General features: G+C 39.0%; 24 protein-coding genes and 2 pseudogenes. 4 read left to right on the top strand and 22 right to left on the bottom strand.

What is annotated here, in order from left to right; all coding sequences use genetic code 11:
- Nucleotides 1-190 precede the first annotated feature (190 nt).
- The 7 genes from ilvD to pdxS all read right to left on the bottom strand — a co-directional run bounded on the left by ilvD (nt 191) and on the right by pdxS (nt 5,952).
- Nucleotides 191-1,849, bottom strand: coding sequence for a dihydroxy-acid dehydratase (ilvD, locus tag BUE08_RS09565; RefSeq protein WP_213996655.1), 1,659 nt, complete (start codon nt 1,847-1,849; stop codon nt 191-193).
- Nucleotides 1,846-2,385, bottom strand: coding sequence for an acetolactate synthase small subunit (gene ilvN, locus BUE08_RS09560; RefSeq protein WP_059032300.1), 540 nt, complete (start codon nt 2,383-2,385; stop codon nt 1,846-1,848). The genes ilvD and ilvN overlap by 4 nt, the downstream gene beginning before the upstream one ends.
- A gap of 21 nt (nt 2,386-2,406) precedes the next feature.
- A complete protein-coding gene (locus BUE08_RS09555; RefSeq protein WP_286680825.1) occupies nt 2,407-3,093 on the bottom strand; it encodes a prepilin peptidase in 687 nt (228 codons plus the stop codon).
- A gap of 25 nt (nt 3,094-3,118) precedes the next feature.
- Nucleotides 3,119-3,493, bottom strand: coding sequence for a type II secretion system protein (locus BUE08_RS09550; RefSeq protein WP_202859724.1), 375 nt, complete (start codon nt 3,491-3,493; stop codon nt 3,119-3,121).
- A 92-nt stretch (nt 3,494-3,585) separates the two neighbouring features.
- On the bottom strand, nt 3,586-4,047 hold the full coding sequence (locus BUE08_RS09545; RefSeq protein WP_059032297.1) for a chemotaxis protein CheX: 462 nt from the start codon (nt 4,045-4,047) through the stop codon (nt 3,586-3,588).
- A complete protein-coding gene (locus BUE08_RS09540; protein ID WP_059032295.1) occupies nt 4,038-4,901 on the bottom strand; it encodes a response regulator in 864 nt (287 codons plus the stop codon). Before BUE08_RS09540 ends, BUE08_RS09545 begins: the two co-directional genes overlap by 10 nt.
- 196 nt (nt 4,902-5,097) lie before the next feature.
- Entirely contained in the window at nt 5,098-5,952 is an 855-nt protein-coding gene (pdxS, locus tag BUE08_RS09535; RefSeq protein WP_286680824.1) for a pyridoxal 5'-phosphate synthase lyase subunit PdxS, read from the bottom strand.
- A gap of 185 nt (nt 5,953-6,137) precedes the next feature.
- On the opposite strand from pdxS, the gene pdxR reads away from it, so the two are divergent.
- On the top strand, nt 6,138-7,595 hold the full coding sequence (gene pdxR, locus BUE08_RS09530; RefSeq protein ID WP_286680823.1) for a MocR-like pyridoxine biosynthesis transcription factor PdxR: 1,458 nt from the start codon (nt 6,138-6,140) through the stop codon (nt 7,593-7,595).
- A gap of 1 nt (nt 7,596) precedes the next feature.
- On the opposite strand, the gene BUE08_RS09525 is transcribed toward pdxR, so the two are convergent.
- Complete coding sequence (locus tag BUE08_RS09525) at nt 7,597-8,265, bottom strand: GntR family transcriptional regulator (protein WP_059032289.1); 669 nt, start codon at nt 8,263-8,265, stop codon at nt 7,597-7,599.
- A 296-nt stretch (nt 8,266-8,561) separates the two neighbouring features.
- Between BUE08_RS09525 and BUE08_RS09520 the strand changes: the two genes are divergently transcribed.
- Genes BUE08_RS09520 through BUE08_RS09510 form a run of 3 tightly spaced genes read left to right on the top strand, consistent with a single transcriptional unit; the run spans nt 8,562 to nt 13,737 of the window.
- The gene (locus tag BUE08_RS09520; protein ID WP_286680822.1) at nt 8,562-10,580 is read left to right on the top strand and encodes a methyl-accepting chemotaxis protein; all 2,019 of its coding nucleotides are present in this window, start codon (nt 8,562-8,564) and stop codon (nt 10,578-10,580) included.
- A 13-nt stretch (nt 10,581-10,593) separates the two neighbouring features.
- Entirely contained in the window at nt 10,594-12,702 is a 2,109-nt protein-coding gene (locus BUE08_RS09515) for a PAS domain S-box protein (RefSeq protein ID WP_213996646.1), read from the top strand.
- A 42-nt stretch (nt 12,703-12,744) separates the two neighbouring features.
- Nucleotides 12,745-13,737, top strand: coding sequence for an HD domain-containing phosphohydrolase (locus BUE08_RS09510; RefSeq protein WP_281796600.1), 993 nt, complete (start codon nt 12,745-12,747; stop codon nt 13,735-13,737).
- 147 nt (nt 13,738-13,884) lie between these two features.
- Here BUE08_RS09510 and BUE08_RS09505 read toward each other — a convergent pair whose 3' ends face one another.
- The 14 genes and pseudogenes from BUE08_RS09505 to aldA all read right to left on the bottom strand — a co-directional run bounded on the left by BUE08_RS09505 (nt 13,885) and on the right by aldA (nt 26,318).
- A complete protein-coding gene (locus BUE08_RS09505; protein ID WP_213996643.1) occupies nt 13,885-14,892 on the bottom strand; it encodes an SIS domain-containing protein in 1,008 nt (335 codons plus the stop codon).
- Between the two features lie 36 nt (nt 14,893-14,928).
- Nucleotides 14,929-15,765 (bottom strand): carbohydrate ABC transporter permease, encoded by an 837-nt coding sequence (locus tag BUE08_RS09500; RefSeq protein WP_202859723.1) that lies wholly within the window; start codon nt 15,763-15,765, stop codon nt 14,929-14,931.
- A gap of 13 nt (nt 15,766-15,778) precedes the next feature.
- Nucleotides 15,779-16,654 (bottom strand): carbohydrate ABC transporter permease, encoded by an 876-nt coding sequence (locus BUE08_RS09495; RefSeq protein WP_059032349.1) that lies wholly within the window; start codon nt 16,652-16,654, stop codon nt 15,779-15,781.
- A gap of 67 nt (nt 16,655-16,721) precedes the next feature.
- Entirely contained in the window at nt 16,722-18,038 is a 1,317-nt protein-coding gene (locus BUE08_RS09490; protein ID WP_213997118.1) for an ABC transporter substrate-binding protein, read from the bottom strand.
- A gap of 24 nt (nt 18,039-18,062) precedes the next feature.
- Complete coding sequence (locus tag BUE08_RS09485; protein ID WP_286680821.1) at nt 18,063-18,869, bottom strand: PfkB family carbohydrate kinase; 807 nt, start codon at nt 18,867-18,869, stop codon at nt 18,063-18,065.
- Nucleotides 18,870-18,898: 29 nt separating this feature from the next.
- On the bottom strand, nt 18,899-19,633 hold the full coding sequence (locus tag BUE08_RS09480; protein ID WP_286680820.1) for a GntR family transcriptional regulator: 735 nt from the start codon (nt 19,631-19,633) through the stop codon (nt 18,899-18,901).
- 202 nt (nt 19,634-19,835) lie between these two features.
- Nucleotides 19,836-21,200 (bottom strand): FAD-dependent oxidoreductase, encoded by a 1,365-nt coding sequence (locus BUE08_RS09475; RefSeq protein ID WP_286680819.1) that lies wholly within the window; start codon nt 21,198-21,200, stop codon nt 19,836-19,838.
- Nucleotides 21,201-21,232: 32 nt separating this feature from the next.
- Entirely contained in the window at nt 21,233-22,147 is a 915-nt protein-coding gene (locus BUE08_RS09470; protein ID WP_059032275.1) for a dihydrodipicolinate synthase family protein, read from the bottom strand.
- Between the two features lie 239 nt (nt 22,148-22,386).
- A pseudogene (locus BUE08_RS09465) lies at nt 22,387-22,575 on the bottom strand (IS3 family transposase); the annotation flags it as partial.
- A 617-nt stretch (nt 22,576-23,192) separates the two neighbouring features.
- A pseudogene (locus BUE08_RS11010) lies at nt 23,193-23,309 on the bottom strand (hypothetical protein); the annotation flags it as partial.
- Between the two features lie 172 nt (nt 23,310-23,481).
- The gene (locus BUE08_RS11005) at nt 23,482-23,643 is read right to left on the bottom strand and encodes a hypothetical protein (protein WP_286680818.1); all 162 of its coding nucleotides are present in this window, start codon (nt 23,641-23,643) and stop codon (nt 23,482-23,484) included.
- Between the two features lie 59 nt (nt 23,644-23,702).
- Nucleotides 23,703-23,933, bottom strand: a complete 231-nt coding sequence (locus BUE08_RS11000; RefSeq protein ID WP_502689442.1) for a reverse transcriptase domain-containing protein — start codon at nt 23,931-23,933, stop codon at nt 23,703-23,705.
- A 36-nt stretch (nt 23,934-23,969) separates the two neighbouring features.
- Nucleotides 23,970-24,329, bottom strand: coding sequence for a hypothetical protein (locus tag BUE08_RS10995; protein WP_286680817.1), 360 nt, complete (start codon nt 24,327-24,329; stop codon nt 23,970-23,972).
- 552 nt (nt 24,330-24,881) lie between these two features.
- Nucleotides 24,882-26,318: an aldehyde dehydrogenase gene (gene aldA, locus BUE08_RS09450; RefSeq protein ID WP_286680816.1), complete on the bottom strand. Its 1,437-nt coding sequence runs from the start codon at nt 26,316-26,318 to the stop codon at nt 24,882-24,884.
- Nucleotides 26,319-26,335: the final 17 nt, after the last annotated feature.

The following is a 26,335-nucleotide window of genomic DNA, read 5'->3' as shown; positions in this document are numbered from 1 at the left end:
TTTTGCTGCATTAAAAAATGGATAACCCTTCTATCTCATATTACAAGGGACGGTTCTTTTGTGTTGTCTGACAACACAAAAGAACCGTCCCTCTGTGCTGCTTATGCCTCTGTGCTGTTGTTGTTTGTGCTGTCTGTTTCTTTCTGTTCCTTTGTGCTGTGTCTGTGCTCATATTCTAATTATTCTATAATTATTCTAAAACTGCGCCGGTAGAAGCTGATGTCACCAAGCGGGCATAGCGGGAAAGATACCCTGTTTTTACCTTTGGCTCGGGTTTATGCCATGAGGTTTTGCGTTTTGCAAGTTCGTCATCTGAAAGAAGTACTTCAATTTTGCGATGATTTATATCTATTCGAATGATGTCGCCATCTTGAAGAAGGGCTATAGGACCGCCTTCCATTGCCTCAGGAGAAATATGCCCAATAGCTGCTCCACGAGTTGCGCCGGAAAATCTACCATCGGTAATCAGGGCTACATCCTTGTCAAGCCCCATCCCGGCTATGGCCGAAGTAGGGGAAAGCATTTCTCTCATGCCGGGACCGCCTTTCGGGCCTTCGTACCGGATAACTACTACATCGCCCTTTTGAATTTTTCCGGAGAAAATCGCCTCGGTAACTTCTTCTTCAGAATTATAGATGCGGGCAGGGCCTTCATGATACAGCATTTCGGGGGCTACCGCAGCTTCTTTGACCACTGCGCCGTTCGGGGCAAGGTTGCCCCTTAATATCGCAAGACCTCCCGTTTCTCTGTATGGATTTTCTATGGCATGGATAACATCTGTATTTTTAATTTCGGCATTTGCAATATTTTCCCCTATTGTTTTACCGGTTACCGTCATTAAATCTAAATTGAGCAGTCCTTTTCGAGAAAGCTCTTTCATAAGGGCAGGTATTCCTCCTGCTTCATGTAAATCTTGGACATGGTAGTGTCCGCTAGGTGCAAGCTTTGCAAGATAAGGTGTTCTCTGGCTTATCTTGTCAAATATATCCAGTTCCAATTTTATCCCTGCTTCATGAGCAATTGCCGGAAGATGAAGGACTGTATTGGTGGAACCCGCCATACCCATATCTACTGTAATCGCATTTTCAAAGGCTTCTCGTGTCATTATATCCCGCGGTTTTATATCCTTTCTTACCATTTCCATAACCTGCATCCCAGCCTTTTTTGCAAGGGCAACCCGAGCCCCGGAACATGCCGGTATCGTCCCGTTGCCGGGTAGGCCCATACCTAACGCTTCCGTTAAGCAGTTCATGGAATTTGCCGTAAATATACCTGAGCAGGAGCCGCATCCCGGACAGGCGGCATGCTCTACTTCTTCAAGTTCTTTTTCCGTTATTTTACCTGAGGTATATTCAGCTATTTTTTCAAAACATGTGTTAAGGTCTACATCTTTACCTTTATATCTGCCTGCAAACATGGGACCGCCGCTTATAACAACAGTCGGAATATTAATCCTCGCCGCTGCCATAAGCATTGCCGGCACTATCTTATCACAATTAGGTATGAGAACTAATCCGTCAAATGCGTGGGCAACGGCCATCGTCTCTATTGAATCTGCTATCAATTCTCGTGATGCCAGAGAATACTTCATACCGATATGGCCCATAACTATGCCGTCGCATACTCCGATCGCCGGAAATTCTATAGGGGTTCCGCCGGCCATTGCCACACCTTTCTTTGCCGCCTCTGCAATGGTATCTAAGTGAATATGGCCTGGAATTATATCATTTTGGGCATTGACTATGCCTATAAGGGGTCTGTCAAGCTCTTCTTCGGTGTACCCCATGGCGTAAAATAAAGAGCGATGCGGTGCTCTCATTACTCCTTTTTTAACTCTGTCACTTATCATAAAGTTTCCTCCTTCACTGCCGGCGTCTCATCTGCCACAGGCACATCATGGATACTTCCTTTGCCGCGCTGCAGGGCTATTCCACCGGTTCTTACTATTTCGATTATTCCATAGCGCTTCATTAACTCTAAAAATGCCTTCACCTTACTTAAATCTCCCGTAAGTTCTACGATTATCGATTCAGGATCAATATCAATAATCTTGCCTCTGAATGTCTCAACAATTTGAAAAACCTCTGTTCTGTTTGTATCATCAGTTTTGACTTTGATTAAGGCAAGTTCTCGCTGTACAGAAGTATTAACGTCAAGCTCTACTACTTTTATTACATCAACCAGTTTTTCTACTTGGCTTTTTATTTGAGCCAGTTCTCTTTCATCGCCTTCTGCCACTATGGTAATGCGGGATATTTTCGGGTTATCAGTCTCTTCGCCGGTAAAGCTCGTTATATTGAAGCCTCGCCTTGTAAAAAGCCCTGAAATTCTTGTAACAACACCATATTCATTGTGGACAAGCACTGAAAAAATAGCTTTACGCACTTTTTACACCTTCTTTATAAATTAAAAAATTTTATTTAACACAAACCACAAAATTATTTTGTCGCCAAAAAATAGACTTATGGCAGAAGCCAGCGCTATAAAAGGACCAAAAGGTATAACATCTTTAATGCTTTTGATTTTCAGTAATATTAGTATAAGACTTATAACGCTGCCTAAGATAAATGAAAGTATTAGTGCAAGAATAGTAAGCCTTGCCCCTAAAAACAAGCCAACCATTCCAAAAAGTTTTACATCACCACCACCCATACCGCCTTTTGCAAAGAAAGCTATCAGAAAAATTATGCCAAACCCTACAGCAAAACCTGCCAAGTGATATAAAAAAATTTCTTTCCCCAAAAAAGCATGCAGTAAAATCCCTGCCGCGGCAGCAGGCAAAACTATGTTGTCAGGTATAATTTGAAATTCCATGTCAATAAAAGTTGCAATGGCAAGAACAGTTAGCAGGATTATTGAAGATAGAAACTTGAAAGTGAGCCCAAATTTGCAAAATGCCATAAGGCACAAGGCGGCACACAAAAGTTCTATCAATACAATTTGTCCTAAACCTTTAGATAGCTTCCTGCATTTTCCTTTAAATAAAGAAGATGTGCCCGGACTCGATTTATTATGATGTATTTGGTAAAAATATATGTAAGTATTTACAAACTCGCCGGCAATCAAGCCTAATATAAAGATAAAAAAGTCCACAAAATTTTCATCCTTTAAAAACTGCTTATTCTAAAGTATAGCTTTCTATATTGCCATCTTTACTTTCCCCGGCGGTATATGTCCAAGATTGATTCTCCTTGTTTTTGCCATTTGCCTTTTCCGGAATATTGTCTAAATATTTTTCGTCCACAAGTACTTTTAGCCCTTGCTCTTGAGAAGGGTATGTAGCCTTATCCGCATAATACCTTTCCAGTGCATTTCTTATAATTTTTTTGTTTGCTTCATCAGTTGCTGCCTCTGCATTATTCTTTACGCCGATTACTTTCGGGATGGTAAGTGTCGCTAAAATCCCTAAAACAGCTATAACAATTATCAATTCGATTAAAGTAAAACCTTTTTCATTTTTCTTGCTGCGTAAAAGCTGCAATTTGTAAAACATTAATTTTGCACTCCTTATATTTTTTTAATGTTATTAAATAACTGCCAATTGTTTTAACAGCCCTTGAAAAGACAAAGCTTGCCTACGCCTTATCACTCAATTGAAATATTTATTTCAACACTTATTCCATCATCAAGACCTACTTCCGCACATAAAATGTTTTCTGTGCTCAATTTTGTAGTAATATCTTTTCCATACATCAGGGTAGGTGTTGAAATGCTCATACTTACATTCTCTTTTGAAAATTCGGTGCTGGCGTTTGCAGTAAGCATATTTGCCAGTTCAGATAAAGCGCTTTGAGCCATTTCGCCAAACTCATCAACAGGCATGCCCATCATCATTTTGGAAGCTATTTTTTTAGCGTCATCCATGCTCATGGAATAAACCACATTACCTTTTAGATCCCCAACCAGTCCTACTATTATAAGTATACCATCTGTCCGCAAATTTTTTCCTTTAATAATTACTTCACCCTGGTTAATAATTTGAAAACCTATCTGTGGCAGTACATTTTGAAATGCCGCAAGAAAGGGAGCTGCATATTTTACATCCACTCAAAATCACCTCTGCTAAAACCAATATTTAAAATCATTTCGCCAAATTCTGTGTCAATCGTTACTGAATAGGTCTTAATCTTGGCAGATGAGATATTCAGGCTTTTACCGTAAAACACCGAAGGTGGAGATACCCTCAAGCCGAATACCTTGTTCTCCCTGTTGAGCATAGAACAGGCGTTTCCTGATACAATATTTGCAAACTCTCCGATAGCCGCAATAATTTCAGTTTGTTTGCTGCTCTCTTTTTTAAGCATCTTATCAGTAAGAGCTGTTGCGCTTTCCACTGACATATCAAGAATCATTCTTCCTGAATACTTACCTATAATTCCAACAACCACCGCTATTCCTTTGGATTGTATTGTTTCATTGGACAGCCGCTCTCCTTTGTATGTAGCTATTGTTTTTGTCATTCTATTGAGAGCATCTGAAAAAGCCTCTTTGAAGATTGGAAGGTATAGGCTTTGGAAATGTTTAAACAGCTCTTCGTCATCTAAAACTCTTTTAACAGCCAGTATAAATTCTTCCTCATCTATCGGTTTTTGCACATAACCGCTTATATTGAAGTTTTTCGCTTTTTGGAGCATTTCATCATCAAGCATAGAACTTACTGCGATTACTTTAATCCCCTTATCGATTTTATGTATTTCTTTGGTGCACTCAAAACCATCGGTTCCGGGAAGGGTTATATCCATTGTCACAAGATCCGGCTTTGTTTCTGATACTACAGATATCACTTCATCTAATGTGCCGGCATGGCCTACAACCTCAAAACCATTTTTTTCTAAAATGTCTTTAATAATTAAAACAGAAAAATCCGAGTCATCCACTATAACAACACGCTTTTTATCCACCGCTTTCTCGTCCTCCTGTAAAAACCTAATATTACCAATAATATTATCAATTTCTTCGCCGATTTACAACCGAAACAGTCAAATAAATTGATAAAATACAGAAAAAATCTCTCTATAAATAAAAAACAGCCGTCAAAACCTTATAAAAAAAGATTTGGCAGCTGTATGTTGAAAAATAATTATCTATGATACTGTATTACCATCCGCGCTCAGCATAACGATCTTCAAGCTTTTCTATTTCTAAGCTCTGCATAGCTTCGCCCAGGTCCTCGGATACCTTTGCAAGAACATCCGGATTATTATAATTTGCCACTGCTTTTACAACGGCTTTTGCTCTTTTTTCCGGATTTGATGATTTAAATATGCCTGAGCCCACAAATACTCCGTCGCAGCCAAGCTGCATCAGTAAGGCCGCATCAGCAGGTGTCGCCACACCGCCTGCCGCAAAATTTGGAACAGGAAGTTTGCCTTCTTTTGCAACATATTTTATAAGTTCAAAAGGAGCTCCCATCTCCTTTGCAGCGCTCATAAGCTCTTCATCCGGCGTATTTGCCAAGTCTCTGATTTGCCCCATCACAGTGCGGACGTGTTTTACTGCCTCAACTACATTGCCTGTTCCTGCTTCCCCTTTAGTGCGAATCATAGACGCTCCCTCTCCTATGCGGCGAAGAGCTTCGCCCAGATTTCTTGCACCACACACAAAAGGCGTCTTGAATTTCGTTTTGTCAATATGAAAATATTCGTCTGCAGGTGTCAAAACTTCGCTTTCATCTATGTAGTCTATGCCTAAAGCTTCTAAAATCTGTGCCTCGACAAAATGCCCTATCCGGCACTTTGCCATGACGGGGATAGATACTGCTTCCTTAATCTCTCTGATTATTTTTGGATCTGACATACGAGCAACGCCGCCCTGCTTTCTTATATCAGCAGGCACCCGCTCGAGCGCCATGACAGCTACTGCCCCTGCTTGTTCAGCAATTTTAGCTTGTTCCGGTGTAGTAACATCCATTATTACTCCGCCCATTAATTTTTCATTGATTTGATTTGACATGTTTTGCCCTCCTATTTCCAAGACATAAATAGTATGATAGAATCAATGTATCGGTACATAATAAAATTTTAAGTGCAGTAATTAGCCATACATTTTGTCTTTGCAGTTTATACAAACATTATTTTGGCATTTAGCAATGTGTTTGTCAATACAATTTAGCATAATTCAAGCAAATGGAGGACATTATGGAGAAATTTGAATCGATACATTTAGACAAAAACTCAACTGAACCCCTTTATATTCAAATATATAAGGGATTTTCCAATTTAATTCTGAGCGGTCAAATAAAATACGGAGAAAAGCTTCCGCCTATTCGTCTTATGGCTTCATTTTTTGATGTTAATACTGTCACTATAGTAAATGCTTACAAAAAGCTCCAATCCGATGGATTTGCTAAATCCAAGGTGGGCAGCGGAACATATGCTTGTTTTTTGGGCGATATTTCTTCTAAGTCAAAGCCTTCCGACAAATTAGTAAATACCACTAAAGACAAAGGCATAAGATTCGACTTTAGTGCAGGTTCTATTTCACCGGATTATTTTCCGGTAAAAGAATTTAAGGAAATAATCAATGAGGTTTTGGACAGAGACGGCGGTTATGCTTTAGAGTATCAGGAGAGCAGCGGCTATCAGCCCCTTAAAGAATCTATTGGCCATTTTATGAGTGTGCAGCATGATATTGATGTTCCTTTAGATGAAATACAGATAATATCAGGAGCGCAACAGGGCATAGACCTTATTGCAAAGGCTTTTTTAAACAGTGGCGATACTGTATATGTAGAAGCCCCGACTTACCCCGGCGCCATAAACGCCTTTAAATCCCGCAATGCCAGTATTGTTGAAATTAATATGGAAAAAGATGGGGTCGACTTAGAGGATTTAAAAAGGAATATTAAGAATAATCCTCCTGTCCTCTTTTATACAATGCCTATTTTCCAAAATCCTACAGGTTATTCTTACAGCACAGAAAAAAAGAAAGAGCTGATAGCCCTTTCTTGTAAATACAATTTTTATATAATTGAGGATGATCACATAAGTGATCTTTATTACACCGAAAAGCCTTCTCTGCTTAAGGCATTTGACAACTCTGAAAAGGTATTTTATATTAAAAGCTTTTCAAAGCTGTTTTTGCCCGGACTGCGTATCGCCTTTCTTGCAGTGCCGCGCCGGCACTTTAACAAAATCGCACTTGCAAAATATTCTTCGGATATATCTACTTCAGGTCTTTCTCAGCGAATTTTGGACTTATTCTTAAGGAAAAGCCTTTGGTCTATGCACATAAACCGGCTTCAAAGAATATTTTATGAGAAATGGCAGAAAACCCTAACGGCTTTCGATAAATACATGCCATCAGACGCAAAATGCTTTGCACCCGGCGGCGGCCATTTCTTTTGGATTACTCTGCCTCAAGACCTATATTCCTCAACTCTTTACCATGAGGCTATAAAAAAAGGTGTGTCTATCGTCCCCGGAGATCTTTTCTTTATCAATCAAAAGCCTTCTGAAAGTTTCAGGCTCAGCACAGCTCAAATTCCGACATCAGATATTGACAGCGGAGTTAAATTGCTCTGTGAGAGCATCCAATCGCTTATAGACAATACCGGCGGAGTTTTCCGGGGACCTGGTGACAAGCCTCTTTTGTAAGTTATATCTTATCCTTTTCAAAAAATGGTATAAGATTTGACCTTGCGCTTCCTACATGTTCTGTCATTGCCTTTTCGGCAGCATCGGCATCATGCGCCGCCAGTGCTTCATATATCTTGCGGTGTTCCTCTAATGAGTGGACAGCCCTGCCTTTAGCCTTTACAGAAACTGCGCGAGCTCGCTGAATAAACTGGTGAAAGTTAGTAAGCACCGATTCCAAAGGTCTGCTGTTGCTCGCTTGAAATATAATATCATGAAAGCGCGAATCAAGCTCTGAGAGCTTTTCGGTGTTGCCTTTTTCTGTGTAGAACTCCATAAGGTCTAAGATGTCTTTTAATTCCTTTAACTGCTCATCTGAAATCTTTTCTGCAGCCCATCTTGCTGCAAGCCCTTCTATCATTTTTCTGATGGTGTAGATGTCTTCTACATCTTGTGGAGACACACCTTCAACGATAACACCTTTATTTGGAATGCTGGTTACCAGTCCTTCCAATTCTAATTGCCGTAATGCTTCTCTTATAGGAGTTCGGCTAACACCAAGTTCCTTGGCAAGCTTCATTTCTATCAAGCTTTCGCCTGGTTTATACACACCGTCTAAAATAGCATTTTTAAGGGTGTGATATATTTTGGTTCTCAGGGAATAGCCGGAATCCTGAGTCTCGGACGTCATTATAATACCTCCCTAAATTTGCAACAAATGCTGTACTAATTCTACTATATATTTGAGATTTTTTAAAGTAAATCCTTTTCTGTGCCAAAGTTTTAGCAAAATTGTCGGGATTTTATTGAAGCCGGCGATTATTTTATAATAACATGCAACAAAAAATTTCTTCTTTTTACAAAATTTGCTTGCTTTGAGGTGGCCAGTATTTTATAATTAATACAAAATAAGGAAATCTTTTATTCCTGCAGGTCATTATGAAATCAAAAATTATCTTAAAAAGTGTAAAAAGGGGAATCTGATTAATGGCAAAAAAAGATAGGATTGTAAAAGGAAAAGATATAACAAAAAGCGCAAGCATCAGCAGATTTATAATCGCCAGCATTTCCGTAATGGTTATTGCCATATGCGTTATAACAGGATTTATGTCCTATAATCGAGCTGCTGCAACTATTCAAAACAACACTTCAGAGCTTTTGCTGTCCCAGGCAAAATCCAATGCAACTTCTGTAAAAATGTGGCTTGACAAGACGTCTGCAGAATTCGAAGGCTGCGCTTCAAAGGCAAGGCTAAGGAATATGATATGGGAAGAACAAAAACCGGCCCTATTGGAAGATAAAGAGCGGCTGGGTTACATAAAACTTGGCGTTTCTAGCTTAAACGGCAATGTAATATACAGTGATGAGACAAAAGATAATATTTCTGATAAAACTTTCTTTAAAGAAGCACTAACCGGAAAGACGAGCTTTTCTGATCCTGTAGTAGAAAATAACCAAATTTTAGTGTATATGGCAACTCCGATAAAAAATGGCATCAGTCAGGTAGGGATATTGGTAGCTGCCTTTGATCATGCCGAAATGAACAATATAATTGTAAATACAGGATTTGGAAAAACCGGCTACGGTTACATGATAAATGGCAATGGTGATATGATTGCTCATAAAGATATTGAGCTTGTAAAAAATAAAGAAAACATGATAAAGAATGCAGAAAAAGATTCTGAACTCAAACAGTTAAGTCTGCTAATGCAAAAAATGATTAATGGCGAGGCGGGCTTCGGTGAGTATAAATACAAAGGCGTAATAAAGTATATGGCCTTTGCCCCTGTGGAGGGAACTCCTTGGTCAATTGCCTTAACCCAAGAAAAGGCCGAGATATTTGCCGGCATTAATTCAATAAGAAGAAATACCATTATCATGACAATAGTATTTATAATAATAGGCGCATTGATGTCCCTTGCAATTTCAAGAGCCATTAGTAAGCCCCTTGAGCAAGTAGAAAAATACGCGGCAGAGCTTGCAAGCGGAAATCTTGCAATTTCCATCGAAACTAAGCGAAAAGATGAGTTTGGAGCCGCTATACAGGCTTTAAATACTGCTGTAGCAAGCTTCAGAAATATAGTAAGCAATATACAAAAAATCGCTCAAACATCAGAAGAAACCACAACAGTATTAAATGAATCCATCGAGCAGGTAGCCGCCGGCAGCCAGGAAGTTTCAGCAACTATTCAGCAAATAGCAGAAGGTGCATCAGAACAAGCTAAAGAAGCTGAAGATGCGGTGAATTTGACTGCCAAACTTGGCGATAAGCTGGATAGAATGCACGACCTTGCAAATGACACCGGCGATTTTGCTGTAAGCACAGGCGAAAAAAGCAAAACCGGCTTAATAGCCATGAAGAATTTAGAAGATAATTATTCAAAGAGTGTAGAAGCTATAGAAAATGTTGCAAAAAGTATAAGGACTGTAACAGAAAAATCGAGTTCTATTGCAAATATAGTTGAAACGATAGCTTCTGTTGCAGATCAAACAAATCTTCTGGCATTAAATGCTGCTATTGAAGCGGCGCGGGCAGGAGACGCAGGCAGAGGATTTGCAGTAGTCGCAGATGAAATAAGAAAACTTGCTGAGCAAACTGCTGTTGCAACTAAAGATATCAGCGGTATGATAGAAGAGATTGCATCTGTTATTAACCAATCTCAAGAATCAATGGCAAGCGCTGAAAGGCTCATCGGCGATTTTACGATTTCTATGAATAATACTTCTGGTATTTTTAAAGAGATACAAGATGCAGTAAATAATTCTATTGAACATCTTAATCAACTTGCTGAACACATCAAGGAAATTGATGAAGATAAGAAAAATGTTATCAGCGCTATCCAAAATATATCTGCAATAACTGAAGAATCTGCCGCCAGCAGTCAAGAAGTAAGTGCAGCAGTTGAAGAGCAGGCAGCTTCCATGCAAGAAATCACTGCTTCTATCAACGAGCTTACAAGCATGATAAAACAGTTATTCAATGCTACACAAACATTTAAAGTATAGAAGGTGAAATCATTTGCGATGGCTGACAATTCTTCTCTACTTTATGTCTTCGGTATTCTACATTTTATTGATGGTATTTGTTTTGCGCCAAAATCCGAATAAACGGCTGAATCGAATTTGTGCTCTTGCAATGTTACCTTTTGTTATATGGAGCACGGGTTCTATACTTTTCGTGGGGGCACTGTCCAAGCAGGAAGCTTTGCTTTGGCTTAATATTCCGGCTTTGGGATGGTGCACTTTCCCCAGCTTTATTTTGCTTTTTTATATGGAATTTACCGGGCACAGTAAAATATCAAGGCGCCCTTTATTTACGATATTATGCTTTTTACCTGCCGTGCTTTGCGTTTACTGGCAGTGGAGCGGAAATAAGATTTTTTCAGATGTCATTCAGGATTCTTATGGCTGGACACAGGTTATTGCAAACACCCCTCAGTTGATTTTCTTTACTGCTTATTACGTAAGCTTTATCTCTATTAGCATATATTTAGCCTATGACTACTGGAAAAAAGCAAATATTAAGCGGCAAAAAGAGGCTGCAAAACTGTTTTTTATCACGCCTTTTCCTACGATTGTGCTGGGAACTCTGACCGATGTCATATTTCCGACTCTTGGAATTACCTTTGTTCCTCCTTTAGCAATCGTATTTATATTGATATGGGCAGGAGGATTTGCTTATGCTATATTAAAATATAATTTTATAGCTCTTACTCCTAAAGGAACTGCCGATGAAATACTTGCGACAATGAATGATGTTATATTTCTTTTAGACTCCAACAACAACATAACATTTGTCAATGATGCAGTCTTTCGTCTTTTAAATTATACGCCTCGCGAATTACAGGGTAAGCCTTTTGGATTTATTGCCGCATCTTCTGAAGGTAAAAAAGAAATCAGCGGAGAACTTGCAGAATCTGGTGCCATAAGCAACCGGGAAATTTACCTAAAGGGAAAAAGTGGAGAACTAATTCCGGTTTTAATTTCTGCATCTGTTGTAAAAGATCAGTTCGATGAACCCTCCGGTTTAATAATAAGCGCAAAAGATATCCGGCAGCTAAAATTGACTGAGAGAAATTTAAGAGAATCTGAGGAAAAGTATAGGAACCTAGTAGAACACGCTCTAATCGGTATTGGCATCCATCAGAATTTAATATTGGTTTATGCTAATCAGAAGTTTGCCTCAATGCTGGGCTATTCGCTGGAAGAAATATTGGACAAGCCTATTGAAGATATCATACACCCTGAAGAAAGAGCACTGATTTTAGAACGGGCAGAAAGAAGGCAAAAGGGAAGCAGTGAACCGGAGACATATGAAATGCGGTTTTTAAAAAGCGACGGCAGCTATTTTTATGCGCTTATAAGCAATGTTTTGATAGAATACGAAGGGAAAGTTGCCACATTATTTAATATCGCAGATATAACAGATACCAAGTCCCGAATTGAACTTGAACAAGCAAATAAAGAGTTAGAATCTTTCAGTTATACCGTTTCCCACGACTTGAAGGCCCCTTTAAGAAGCATCATAGGATTTTCTCGAATTTTATTGGAAGATTATGGGGATATCCTCGATGAAAAAGGCAGAGATTATCTTGAAAGGATTTTCTCATCTGCCCGCCGCATGCAAGAACTTATAGACGGTTTGTTAAAGCTCTCAAAGATTGGGCGAGCAGAACTTTATATAAGTCAAGTCAATTTAAGCAAGATGTGTATGGATATACTACAGGACTTAAAAACTCTTGAGCCTGCAAGACAAGTTGAAACAGTTATTGCAGAAAATGTTACAGTCTTCGGCGACAGGAACCTTTTACGGGCAGCTATGGAAAATCTGCTTCAAAACGCGTGGAAATTTACATCTAAAAATCTCAGGGCAAAGATAGAGTTCGGAGTCGAGAATTCCGAAAAGGGCTGTGTGTATTTCGTTCGAGACAATGGTATCGGTTTTGATATGGCTTATGCGGAAAAATTGTTTAAACCTTTTCAGCGGCTGCACAGTGAAAGTGAATTTTCCGGTACCGGTATAGGCCTTGCCACTGTTCAAAGGATTATTCAAAGGCACGGCGGCAAAATCTGGGTAGAAAGTGAAGAAAATGTAGGTACAACATTTTATTTTACTTTGCTATCATAAATCTTTTAACTAGCAAATATCTTCGGAAGGTGATGAAGTTAAGTGGAAAAACTGCTTCATGTCCTTATTGTGGATGACTCGGAAAATGATGCACTGCTTTTAGTTTATGAATTAAAGCGGGGCGGCTTTGCTCCCATAGTTGAGAGAGTAGAAACCGCCGAAGCTATGGAGGCCGCTTTATCTAGCAAAAAATGGGATGTGGTGCTTTGCGACTATCATATGCCGCGGTTTAGCGCATTTGAAGCCCTTGAAATTTTGAAGAAGCAAGGTATTGATATCCCTTTTATTATTGTCTCCGGCGCTGTAGGCGAAGAAACAGCTGTAGCTGCAATGAAAGCCGGTGCTCATGATTATATAATGAAGGATAACTTAACAAGACTTGTTGCAGCTATAGAAAGGGAATTGGAAGAGGCAAAAATTCGCCGCAAACAGCGAGAGACCGAGCTTCAGCTTGAACAATCCTTTTTTGACCTTGCCGAGACCGTGGCAAGAGCCATGGACTCTAGGGATCCTTATACTGCAGGTCATGCGCGAAAGGTAGCGGAGTATGCTCAGAAAATAGGTGAAAAAATGGGCTTTAATAAGGATAGAATAAGCGGTCTTTATGCCTGCGGACTTTTGCACGATATTGGCAAGATATCCATACCGGAAAGCTTGCTGTGTAAACCAGGAGCCCTTATTGAAGAAGAATGGGCTTTAATTAAAACACATGCACTCCACGGATATCAAATACTAAAGGACTGTAACCTACCGTGGCCTGTAGCAGATGTAGCCTTACATCACCATGAAAATTTAGATGGCTCGGGGTATCCGGACGGCCTTAAAGATTCTGAAATAAGTATCGAAAATCGCATTATCAGAGTCTGCGACGTAGTTGAAGCCATGGGGTCTCATCGACCTTACAGACCTGCAAGGAGCAGGCAGGAAGTTATCGATGAGCTCAAGAATGGCAAGGGAGTAAAATATGACCCTGAAGTAGTAGATATAATGCTAGAAATGTTAGAGGAAATTACGCCTGTTGTTGTCGAGAAATAGATTATAAAATTTTTTACCCCATTACGCTTAAAGTAATTTAAGGCTTTGAAAAACTAAACCACCCGTGATGATATACTTGAATAAAACGGGTGGTTTAAATTATTTATTGGTTTGGCAATCGAGCTTTAATAATTTATCACAAATCAATCAATAAGGTACTTTTCCCATATATCTTCTAATTGAGAGCGGATGATTTCTTATTTCTGCAAGTTTTTCTGAATATTTATCAAGGGCTGCCGATAGTACAAAAGGTGTTAAATATCCCCTCATTTCTTCATCAACCCCGGGCAGGGGGTAGTCTTTTGTATCTAATATTACCAATCTCTTAGTGTATTTTTGTGAAAAATCAATTACTCTTTCCACAAGGGGCCTGCCAAAATCCTCTCCTTTTAATATTATTAAGTTCGCATTTTCATCGACAATTTCAAAGGGTCCATGGAAGTATTCGCCGGCATGGACAGGCTGAGCATACAGCCACTGCATTTCCTCTAATATACAAATTGCATAGGCATAGGCTTCTCCCCAGCTCAAACCGGCTCCTATCGTCAAAAACTTCGTTTCATCTTTATATTCATTTGCAAAATTTTCAGCTTTCTCTTCCGCAAGTTTTTTAACCTCTGCCAGGTTATCAGGAAGGGTATCTAATGCCTGCATTACAGCGTCATATTTTTCGAAGCCATCTAATTCGCGCATTATGCTAAATATAATCTCATAAAGCATTATCAAATTCGCGTTGGTGGCACCTGTTTTTGCATTATTTAAAAATACATAATCTACATTTTTACTAAGTGGAGAATCGGCTTTTCCGGTAAAACCGATTGTTGCAGCTCCTTTCTCTTTAGCAATCTGGACTGCTTCATTTGTTTCCGGTGTTGTTCCCGAATATGAAGCAGTAATAAGTAAGGAATTTTTACCAAGAAGCTTGGGGCACAGTTTATTAAATTCTCCTGCATTATATGCAAAGGCAGGTATGGACGAATTTTGGCGCATTATATACTCACAAGAAAACATAATAGCCAAAGAACCGCCGCATCCTGCAAATATCACATTTTTTATATCTCTTTTTAGTAACTCCTTAACGGTTTTTTCAATTTCATCCCTTTGGCTCAGAGCATGTTTTAATGATTCTTGATAATCCAATAAATTGTTTTCCACGATAACCTTTCCCCCTTAAAATTTAGTTTGTAAAATTTATCCTTTTACGCTTCCTGATGTCAAGCCCCTGATTAATTGCTTTTGGAATATCAAAAACATGATAATCATCGGAAGCGCAGAAAGCGTAAGCCCCGCAAGCAGCACAGACCATTTAGTCGTAAGTGCCCCTCTTAAGTTCATAAGACCTACAGGAACTGTTCTAAGACTGTTATCTTCGATAAATACCAAAGCAAACATAAATTCATTCCAGGTAAACATGGCAGTAAGCAAAGCCGATGTAGCAATTATAGGCCGACTCATGGGCAGTACTATTTTCGAAAATACTTGCCAGCTATTACATCCGTCTATAAATGCAGATTCTTCCACTTCTCGAGGCAGCGTAATAAAGTACGAACGCATTAGAAAAACAGTAAACGGAATTCTATAGGCAGTGTAGGATATAATCAGCGCCCAGTATGTGTTGTAAATTCTCAGACTGCTCAATAACTTGTAAAGAGAAATAAGTCCTACCTGTGGAGAAAGCATAAGGCCGCCTATAATTATAGCTAGCACCAATTCCTTATAGCTAAACTCGAATCTGCTAAGTGCAAAAGCAGCTATCGCACTTATAGCAATAGTCAGCACTACTGAGGCTATTGTTACTATTACACTATTTAGAAAATATTGTTTTACTCCGTATTCCCATGCCAGCTCGTAATTGTCCCACAGCCATTTGCTCGGAAGTGCCCAGGTGTTGAGCATTATTTCTCTGTTTGATTTAAAACCGCTCATAGCCATCCAGCACAGCGGATATATTATGCTTATAGCGTACATTATCAGCAGTGCCATAATAATAAAATGGACAACTTTAGTTGACAGCGAAGTTTTCCCCAAAACCATGCACCTCCTAAGCTTTGTTATCGGATCCGAAGAATTTGTTTTGCAAAAACGATAGAATAAATGTTATTACAAATATAATAAACGCAATTGCAGCCGCGTATCCCATTTCATCATTTCTAAACGCCGAACGATACATGTATGTGGCAAGAACCTCAGATGCTCTTCCGGGTCCTCCTGCCGTCATAACATATACTTCATCAAACACTTTGAAAGCGCCGATTATAGTTATGGTGGTGCACACAAGTATCATTTCTTTAACTTGAGGGACTGTAACATTGAAAAATACCTGGATTCTGTTAGCGCCATCTATCATGGCAGCTTCATAAAGATCCGGGGGTATTTCTTGTATGGCAACCAGAAATAGCAGCATAATATAACCTGTATATTGCCACTGCGACACTGCTATTATCGCATATATCGCCGTTTTACCGCTGCCTAACCAATCATAGGCAAATCTTTCCAGACCAATTGCCTTAAGCCCTGCATTTACAATTCCTATGTTGGGATTGTAAATCAACTGCCACAAAAGTCCTACCACAGTAAGTGATATAACCGAAGGCATGAAATAAACAGTTCTGAAAAACGGCTGAAATTTCCTAACAAATTTTTCTTCCAGGATAGCAGCTAAAACTAATCCCAGGCCTACCTGAAAAATTATGGAGATTATTGCATATAATGTGTTGTTTCTTAAAGCCAAATAAAAAATAGGATCTTTGAAAAGTCTTTTATAATTCTCTATTCCAATATAAACTTTATCAGAAAAAGCGCTCCATCTGAAAAAGCTGTAAAATATATTGAGCACTACCGGAAAATAAATAAACACAACAACAAAAGCGACAGCCGGCAGCAGATATAAAAAAGCTAAACGTTTATTTTTGTATATATTCACGGCTAGCACCCCCTAATGTTTGCCCTGCTTTAAAGCAGGGCAAACATTAAATTGCTTATTGTTACTCGACTTCACTCTGAACTTGTTTAGCTACTTGTCTTACTTCTTCCATTATTTTCTCCGGTGTCTTGCTGCCGTTCAGAAGTTCTTGCAAACCGGCAAGATACACTTCCGCTACTTTTACATGAACGTCTGTATCTAGCCACAGAGCCATACCTTCTGCCTGTTCAATTGCTTTCATTCCTTCTACTAATAGCGGGAAAGCATTCGTTTCGTTAACAGCTCCAATTATAGGACTTGGCCAGCCTAAATCTTTCACAAGTTTTTCACTGTTTTCTTTTGAGGTCAAGAATTTCAAAAACTCTATGGCTTCCTCCGGATGTTTCGTCTTTGCTGATATCATAAATCCATCAGGTGCGCCTGTTAAGAAGTTTTGATTTCCTTTGCCTTCAGGTATCTTTGGCAGCGCAAAGAAATCCCATTTACCCGAAAAGTTATCTTCTACCTGCTGGAACTCTTCTAATTCCACATAGAACATAGCCGCTTGTCCTGCATAAAACATTTCATGAGCCATATCATGAGATGTAGAATTTACGCCTTCATTAAAGTAGCCATTGTCATTTAGGGATTTTAAATACTCTAGAGCTTGGACATACCCAGGGTCTGTGAATTCTCCGGTTTTCGGATTGTAATCCTTCATGCGTACATCTTGAGGCACAAGCTTCTGATTTAAACCGGTGAGATAATGGCATGCTGCCCATGGATATTGATTTCCCAGCGCTATAGGGGTAATATTGTCTGCTTTTAATGTCTCGCATATCTTAATAAAATCCGCCCAGGTTTCAGGCTCTTGGAGATTGTGCTTTGCAAATATCTCTTTGTTATATACAAAGAATTTTCCATTAATTCTAAAGGGAATTCCATAAACCTTTCCATCCATTGTAAAGGGCTCAAGGCCTGCCTGCATAATGCTGTTTTTCCAGTCTGTATCTGCATTTAAGGCCTCAGTTATGTCTAAGGCGTTGTTAGAACGAACAAATTTTTTGGCAAACTCGCCACTCCAGGAAAAGAATATGTCCGGCTGGGAATCTGTTCCCATAAGAACCCGCAGCTTATCTTTAATCGGTTCATCCGCTACAGCTTCCATATCTATTTTTATATTAGGATGCGTAGCCTCAAAATCTTTTACCACATCTTCAAAATAAGGCATATTCTCTGGCTGAGGCCATTTGTGCAAGAATTTTAATACTACCTGCTCGCCTTGCGTCTCTTCCGTAGTGCCTCCTGTTTCCTGAGAGCCTCCTCCGCAGCCGGCAACCAAAGATAGTGCAAGAGCAAAGATAATCACCAGTGATAAGGTTTTTCTATAGCTCTTCAAAATTGTTCTCCCTCCTTATAAAAATTAAAATTCTATTCCATAGCCGAAAGCACCGTAATAGGTGCAAGTTTTGGCTGCATCTTCGGCAGCCTTTTGCATAGCAAAAGTTACCTCCTTCCCATCAAGAATACTTACTATCAGGCTTGCAATAAAAGCGTCTCCTGCCCCTAAGGTATCCACAACCTTTGTAGGAACACTGTCTTGTAAATAGTATTTGCCATTATAATAAAGGATTGCTCCTTTGGAGCCTCTTGTAATAAGAACTAAAGAGGGACCTTGCTCGCTTACTTTTTTTTGGAAATCCTTGATTTCTTCCAAAGATTTGCCTGAACCGGAAAAAAAGGCAAAATCAACATATAGAAGTGTTTTATTTAGATAGGATTGTTCATAACTATCTGAAAAATCAAATGAAACAATTTTACCAGTTTCTTTTAGGTTTTTTAGTTCATCTTCTATGTAACTATAAACGCTAGTATGAATCAGATCAAATTTTTTCATATATTCAAAATCATCTTCAGTAAATGAAAGCTGAGTGGATACCCCCGGATCCCCTCCCACAAATACCCTGTCGCCATCTACTAAGGTTACTTCTGAATACGCATTAGGACCTTCTGCTATCCTTAAATGGGATATGTCTATGCCTTCTTTTTGCAATGTTTCGTATATATGTCTGCCGGCTCTGTCTTCTCCCAGCACACCCATATAGGCGGCATCGGCTCCATATCTGTGGGAAAGAACAGCTACGTTTAGGGCATTGCCTCCCGGGAACATAAGCCCTAAATCTAAATATTTGTCTACTACGTTGTCTCCGACTCCGATAATTTTTGCCATATTTCATGCCACTCCCAACTTAAAAAATATTATGACAAATCGCTCCAAAGCTCAGTATAAAATTCGCACAGATCGCCTCTTGTAAGAGAATATGTCATTTCAACAGGCATATCATGTTTGGTATAGGTTATTGATTCTAAAATCAGTATAGGGGTGTCCGGATTTATCTCCAGGACTTTTGCCTCGTATTCGTTGGCTTTTGCAAGTTTTATCCATTGTTTTGCGAATTTTAGTTTAAAACCGTACTCTTCTTCTATGATTCTGTATAAAGAATCTTTTTCCAGGTCATAATCCAAAAGGCCCGGAAAAAGCTTTACCGGCAGATAAGAATACTCAAGAGCAAAATTTTGCTGATTTCCTCGGCGCAGTCTTGTTATTTTATATACTTCTTCTCCAATTGAAATATTAAATTTTTCTGAAATTATTTTATCCGCTTCAAAGATTTCTGCTCCAAGTGTATAATTGCTTGGCTCTATGCCTCTTTCTTTAAGCATTTTGGAAAAGCCTGTCAAATGCAGCAAATCTCTTTTTATCTTCGGCTTTGCAACATATGTGCCTTTCCCCTGTTTTCTGTAAGCCCTGCCTTCGTTTACCAGCGAAGTTAGAGCATTTCTGGCAGTCATTCGGCTTATCTTGTATTGCTCGCTAAGCTCTCTTTCCGAAGGCAGCTTAGAGTCGGGAGGGTATTCGCCATTTTCAATTTTTTCTTCCAGCAATCTTTTGATTTGATCGTAAATTGGAGGTAGCTGTTCTTTAGATCTCAATTTAATCACTTTCTTTTTTAGTGGTTTGTGGTATATACCACCTATTGTATATTAAATATTCGACAAATATTTTAATATTCCTTCTTTGTGAATTTTTTATTTTAATATTTTATTTAAAAATCGGATAGCTTAAAATCCACGGGTGCGCACAATATTAAACCCCTCCAAATTATTTATTAATGAAGGGGTTTAATATTTTCGTTTATGCCTTTTCTAATGCCTTTATCCCTGCTGATGCAGCGATAAGCACAGGATCATAAACCGGCGATACCGGTGGTGCATAAGCAAGATCCAGTTCATTTAATTCGTAGACCGTCATACCTGCAGTAATGGCAGTGGCAAAAATGTCAATACGCTTTCCAACTCCCTCGCTCCCCGCCATCTGGGCTCCAATGACTTTAGCCGTATTTTTGTCAATGATGATCTTTACATGTATGGATTTGGAGCCGGGATAGTAGCCTGCTTTATCTACATGTTTTATCTTCGCAGAAATTGGAAGCATTCCTGCATCTTTTGCTGATATTTCATTAAGGCCTGTAGTTGCTATATATGTATTGAAAATCTTAGTTACTTGAGTTCCGATAATGCCCGGAAAGATAGCGCTGCCCCCTGCTGCATTTTCCCCTGCAATCTTGCCCTGCTTGTTAGCTGTAGTTCCTAGAGGAACATATACGGGCTTTTTTGTAATACGATTGTAAGTTTCCGTGCAATCTCCGGCAGCCCATATATCAGGACAGCTTGTGCGCATATATTTGTCTACTGCTATACCGCCTAAAGTCCCCGTCTGTATCTTTGCATTTTGTGCAAGAAGTGTATTCGGCTTAACTCCTACTGCGGCAATTACCATATCTGCATCAAAAATATTATTGCCCTCAGTAATTATCTTCAAGCCGCCTTTTTCGGCAGGTTTAAACTCAACAACTTTTGTGTTCTTATATAATTTTACTGAATTTTTTTCCAGCTCTGCTTCAATAAGAGCACTAAGTTCTTCATCGATTTGGGGAAGAATTCTTGGAAGCATTTCAAAAATATCTACATCTATGCCCCAATTTCTAAGAGCTTCTGCTAATTCAAGCCCTATGAAGCCTGCCCCTAAAATTGCAGCGTGTTTCACATTTTTCGATGATAAAAATTCTTTAATTTTAATTCCATCTTCAATATTTCTTAATGTGAATATGCCATTATTATCAATACCCGGTATTTTAGGGACAACTGAAACTGCGCCGGTGGCTATTACCAACTGACCGTATGGCTGATTAAACGTCTCACCGCTTTTAAGGTTTTTAACCTTCACGTACTTCTCTTGGGTATTTATGCCTACAGCTTCATGCAATATATAAACATCGATATTTCTTTCTTCTTTCATGTATTCAGGGGTATAAGTTATAAGTTTGTTAACATCTTTTATGACATTTCCGATATAATAAGGCAGACCGCAAGATCCGTAAGTTATATAACCTGTGCGCTCAAAGACAATTATGGGAAGTGATGGGTCGCCCCGACGGGCTTGTGCTGCGGCGCTCATTCCCGCCGCAGTTCCTCCGATTACCACCAAATTTTTATTCATAAAAAACTTCCCTCCCTCTATAATCTTTAGCTTTATTTTTGTCCATATTTTTCGATAACGCCCATCTCATCCATCAGCTTTCTTAGGTCTTCCAGCTTTTCTCCTCTAAGATCCTGGTAAGGTCTGCGCAGCATGCCTCCCGGAAGTCCGAGAATGTTTAAGGCCGCTTTTATTACAATCGGATTTGAAAACCAGTAGAGTGCTTCAAGAAGCGGGTAATACTTAAAATAAAGTTTGCGGCTTTCCTCAACTTTTTCTATGCTGTCCCAAGGTCTTGCAATTGCAGCCATCTCCTCAGGTATTATATTCCCTCCGATATTTGCTGCTCCATGGCCGCCAATGGCAAGAGTAGGCAGTAAAATGGAATATTTCGGATAGTCGCAGCAGAGTATGTGGACTTTTTCTCCCACTCTCCTTTTTACTTCTACTAAATGCTGAACACTTCCCATGGCCTCTTTGTCTGCTACAAAATTAGGACATTCCTCAGCCAAACGTCCTATAGTATCAGGTTCAATAAAAACCCCTACCCGGCTGGGATTATTGTAGACAGCTACCGGAATAGATACGGATTTTGCACAAGCTACTAAATGGTCTGCCAGTGCCGACTGAGGCGGCAGCAAATAAGGGGGCGCAGTATAAACTAACCCATCGGCACCCTCTCCTTCCGCATACTGACTAAATTTGATGGTTTCCTCAGTGGTAGGAAATGCGGCTCCGAAGAATACCGGTATCTTTCCTTTGGCATATTTTGATATGCGCCTTACGATTTCTTTTCGCTCTTCCGCTGACAATAAAGTAACTTCTCCGGCAGAACCCATTACAAGCAAAGTTGATGTACCATGTGCTGCTTGATGGTCGATAAGAATCTCAAAACCTTTCCAGTCAATAGTTCCTGATTCGTTAAAGGGTGTGGGTATAGCCACCCAAGAGCCAATAGGTTTATACATAATTTGCCTCCTTAAGATATTTGAATAATTTGATATTACACAAACCAATATCCTTAATTACTATCTTAAAACTCTTAAGAACCTTAGATTTCTGTCTCTATCCTTTTTTAATTATATATTTTTTACAGATATTAATAAAGATTAATTATATAAGGTTTGGTTTTGTGTCAATAATTTAGTCATAAAAAGTTTAACTTTTTATGATACTACACTTGCAGCTTCATGTGCTGCTTGCAGAGTCATATAATCGATAGAACATGAATTCTTTTTCTGTTATACCAGGATTCTATATATTCAAATATTGCCTTACGTGCAGCATTGAAAGCGTAATATTTATGGTGATTTACCTCTTCCTTCTTTAATACCGAGTAAAAGGATTCGATGCAAGCATTATCATATGGATTACCTTTTGTGCTAAAGGAAACTTTAAAACTTTGCAAATAAGTTTGACGGTATATTTTGACTTGTATTTTTCGATAAATATAGCGAGTTCATTTATCGTTTTCTTAGGAATAGGCAGTAGCTTTTTTTAATATTTCATTTTCCGTTTCAAGTTCAGCAATGTGTTTTTGCATTGCTTGATACTCCTTCGCTGTGATTTCCTTATTACAAGTTTCTTTATCGGAGAATGCTGTTTAATCTACTTATAAATAAGTTAACGTTGCTCGCAATACTCACGGCTTAGTTCTAATACAGTCTGGCCAGAATTATACAGATTTACAATCTGCTGTTTGAAATCATCTGTGTATCGGATACCGTTATTGGACATTGTTTAACACAAGTTTCTTGTAATCATTTTGCCGTGTTAAACTTTTCATGTCCATATTTATATACTAACACCAAGATCTTAATGAGGTATTAGCTTTATTAAACAAATTATATAATAATGATTACAATAAAAAATCGAGTAGGAGCTAAATAATTAATTTATTCAGTGTCCTCTCACACCACCGTATATACCGTTCGGTATGCAGTAGTTCAATAAAATTGGTGGACTGACAAATATCTTTCACTGATTGACTGAAGTCCTATCTTCTTAAGGTATTCATTGGTGAGGGTTTTCGAAAGAATTGGCCCATCCAACAATAATTTGTCTTAACTTAACCATCCTCTGTAACATACTCATGGCATTACTCCTATCCGTGATTTCCTTTGGTCTTTGCTTAAGTCTAGCAACAAGTTTGGGATTAACTCATATCCCGATTTCGCCTTTTTTGGTGTAAAATGAAAACCCATTAAACTTAAGCTTCCATGGCTTATCCCTAGCACTCTTCTCCTTATTGACTTTGAGCTTTAGTTCATCCTCAATAAAGCGAGTGATATTTGCTATTACTCTATTTGCTGCTTTCCTGCTTCTGACATAGATATTGCAGTATCGGCATTTCAGACCCCCTCAGACCACTTCTAGTAAATTCTATATCCAGTTCATGAAGCATGATGTTGCTCAGGAGTGAAGATAAGTTTCCGCCATGTGTCTTTCCTTCTTTCGTTCTCATGACAACCCCATTAATCATGACTCCAGACTGAAGGTACTTCCGTATTAAGGACAGTACCTTCAGTCTTTAATCGTTTTTGATAATAACCTCACAAGTTTGCCACGGTTGACAGTATCGAAGTATTTAGCAAGATCAATATCTACTGCTCGATTGTAGCCAGCTTCAATGCATTCCTTACATTTCTTAACTGCCTGTTTTGCACTGCGTCCCGGACGAAATCCATAACTATTATCCGAGAATTGCTTTTTGTAGATTGGAGTAAGAACTTGGGCTATGGCTTGCTGTATCACCTAACTGTAGGGATGCCAAACAATCTTTTATCCCCATCAGGTTTTGGTATTTCTACCTGTCTGACATTGGAGGCGATATTCCTCGTTCCGAATGGACTCTGTGAGTTGACTGCCATTTTGTTTCAGGTGTTGTAGAATTTCATCTACTGTCATACTATTCACTCCATGACTGCCTTTGTTTACCTTAACCTTCTTGTATGTTCTGTTCATGTTGTGGCGGTCAAGGATTTTCTCAAATAATTCATTGGCGTATTTGCTGCCAATATTCCCCTCCGTATCAGACATAGAAAGAGTACTCTGCACTCCTATATTATCTCCCAATTTCACCCGTACTTCTTGCAGGTAGCCTTCTTTTGGAAGTTGTCTACTCTCTACATACTCCTTCATGTCCCTCAATTTCAGGAAACCTCCTATTGTTCGCTCCTTCCTTTTCTGCACATGTCCAGAAAAGTACTATAACCTCTGCTGACTTCTGGCAGTTTAGCCATACATCACTGCATTGGTTACCGCCTCTGACTACGCTTCCATAGCATACCTACCAGACCTCCCCGAATAAGAACGATAGCCTTCATCCCATCTACCCGCAGCATATACTATATGGAGCTTGGGCGGTGTTGGACTTGGTTTTATCTAGCAAACTCGTCCGCTCCAATTCAGCCTTATATGCAATTCTTATTCATCGGGCCGGGACTTTGCCTTAGGCTTCCTTCAGATTCCATCTCGCGCTCGTTATGGACACCTTTGCCCTTGGCTAATGGTTCCCACCGCCAAACCGCCCATAGCGGACTCTCGCCACCAAGCTATCGCCCATGCCAGGCGCACTAGAATTAAAAATGCCTCCTTATACCTAGGAGGCAATCGCCGAAATTCAAATTATTAGGAGTTCTTGTTTAGCTAAATTTATACATAGTATAATTAATTCTAAAATACTTTTAAGCTGTAAAATAATCAATATTTAATATATACTATTCTTGTTTGCAAAAATTCTTCCATACCGTGCTTGCCATCATCGCCGCCTAAACCAGATTTTTTCCAGCCAGCATGATAGCCATTATATGCTTCACTTTGTTTTCTATTAATATAAACTTCTCCTGATTCCATATTATTTGCTGCAAAAAGTGCTCTATTGAGGTCTTTTGTATAAATTGTAGATGTTAATCCATATTCACAATCATTTGCAAGAGATATGGCTTCATCTAAAGTTTTGAATTTCATTACGGGTAAAACTGGACCAAATATTTCTTTATGCATAATTTCCATACTTTGTTGGCAATTTACAAGCACTGTTGGTGGATAAAAACTTCCTTTGCTATATTGTTCAGGAATGTAGCCACCCAAGAGTAATTCTGCACCGTCTTTTATGGCCTTAATAACCATATCATGAACAGATTTAACTGCAGAATGATTTATTAATGGACCCATCTGAACATTTTTATCTCGCATACCATCTCCAAAAGTAATATTTTTCATAAGTTCCACAATTCGCTCTACAACACTATCATATATGTTTTCATGGACGTACACTCTTTCAGTACAATTGCAGACTTGGCCAGCATTAGATATTCTTGAATCAATAATACTTCTTGTAGCCAATTCAATATCTGCATCATCCATAACTATAGCTGGAGCTTTCCCGCCCAATTCGAGCGACACTTTTGTAATATTTTCCGCACAACTTCTCATTATATCTTTACCTGATTCTGTGCTTCCAGTAACAGTAACCATGTTTATTCGCGGATCTGTTGTTAAGGTATTACCTATTATGGAACCTCTTCCCGTTATCACATTAGTTACACCAGCCGGTAAGTCTATATCTTGCAATATTTTGGCAAATTCGAGTGCTGAATTAGGAGTTTCGCTACTGGGTTTTAAAATTGTCACATTTCCGGTTATAAGTGCTGGAGCCATTTTTCTTGCTAATACGTACATGGGAAAATTCCAAGGAAGTATGCATGTTACAACACCCAAAGGTTCTTTATAAAGAAAAATATTTTCATTTGGGGAATCGCTTGGTATAAGTTCTCCTTCTATTCTCCTAGCCCACTCAGCATGATATTCAAATAAGTCTGCAGCACCTAAAACTTCGCCAATAGCGTGTGATAAAGGTTTCCCTTGTTCTTCACAAATAATTTTTCCAAAATAATCAGATTGTTCTCTCAATCTTATTGCAATTTTCTTCAGATATAAAGCTCGATCTATTTGAGGCATTCTTCTCCATTTACTTTGAGCTGATACTGCTGATCTTATTGCTTTTTCTACATCGTCTCTTGAAGAGGAAGGAACTTGACTAACAATTTCTCCATTGGCAGGATTAGTAACCTCGATTATCTCTTGAGATTCAGCATCTATAAATTCACCATTAATAAATACCTTGTATTTCTTCATAAGCACATTCCTTTCAT

This window comes from Tepidanaerobacter sp. EBM-49, assembly GCF_001896645.1.
GTDB classification, from domain to species: Bacteria; Bacillota; Thermosediminibacteria; order Thermosediminibacterales; family Tepidanaerobacteraceae; genus Tepidanaerobacter; species Tepidanaerobacter syntrophicus.
This window is presented reverse-complemented; position numbering and strand designations above follow the sequence as displayed.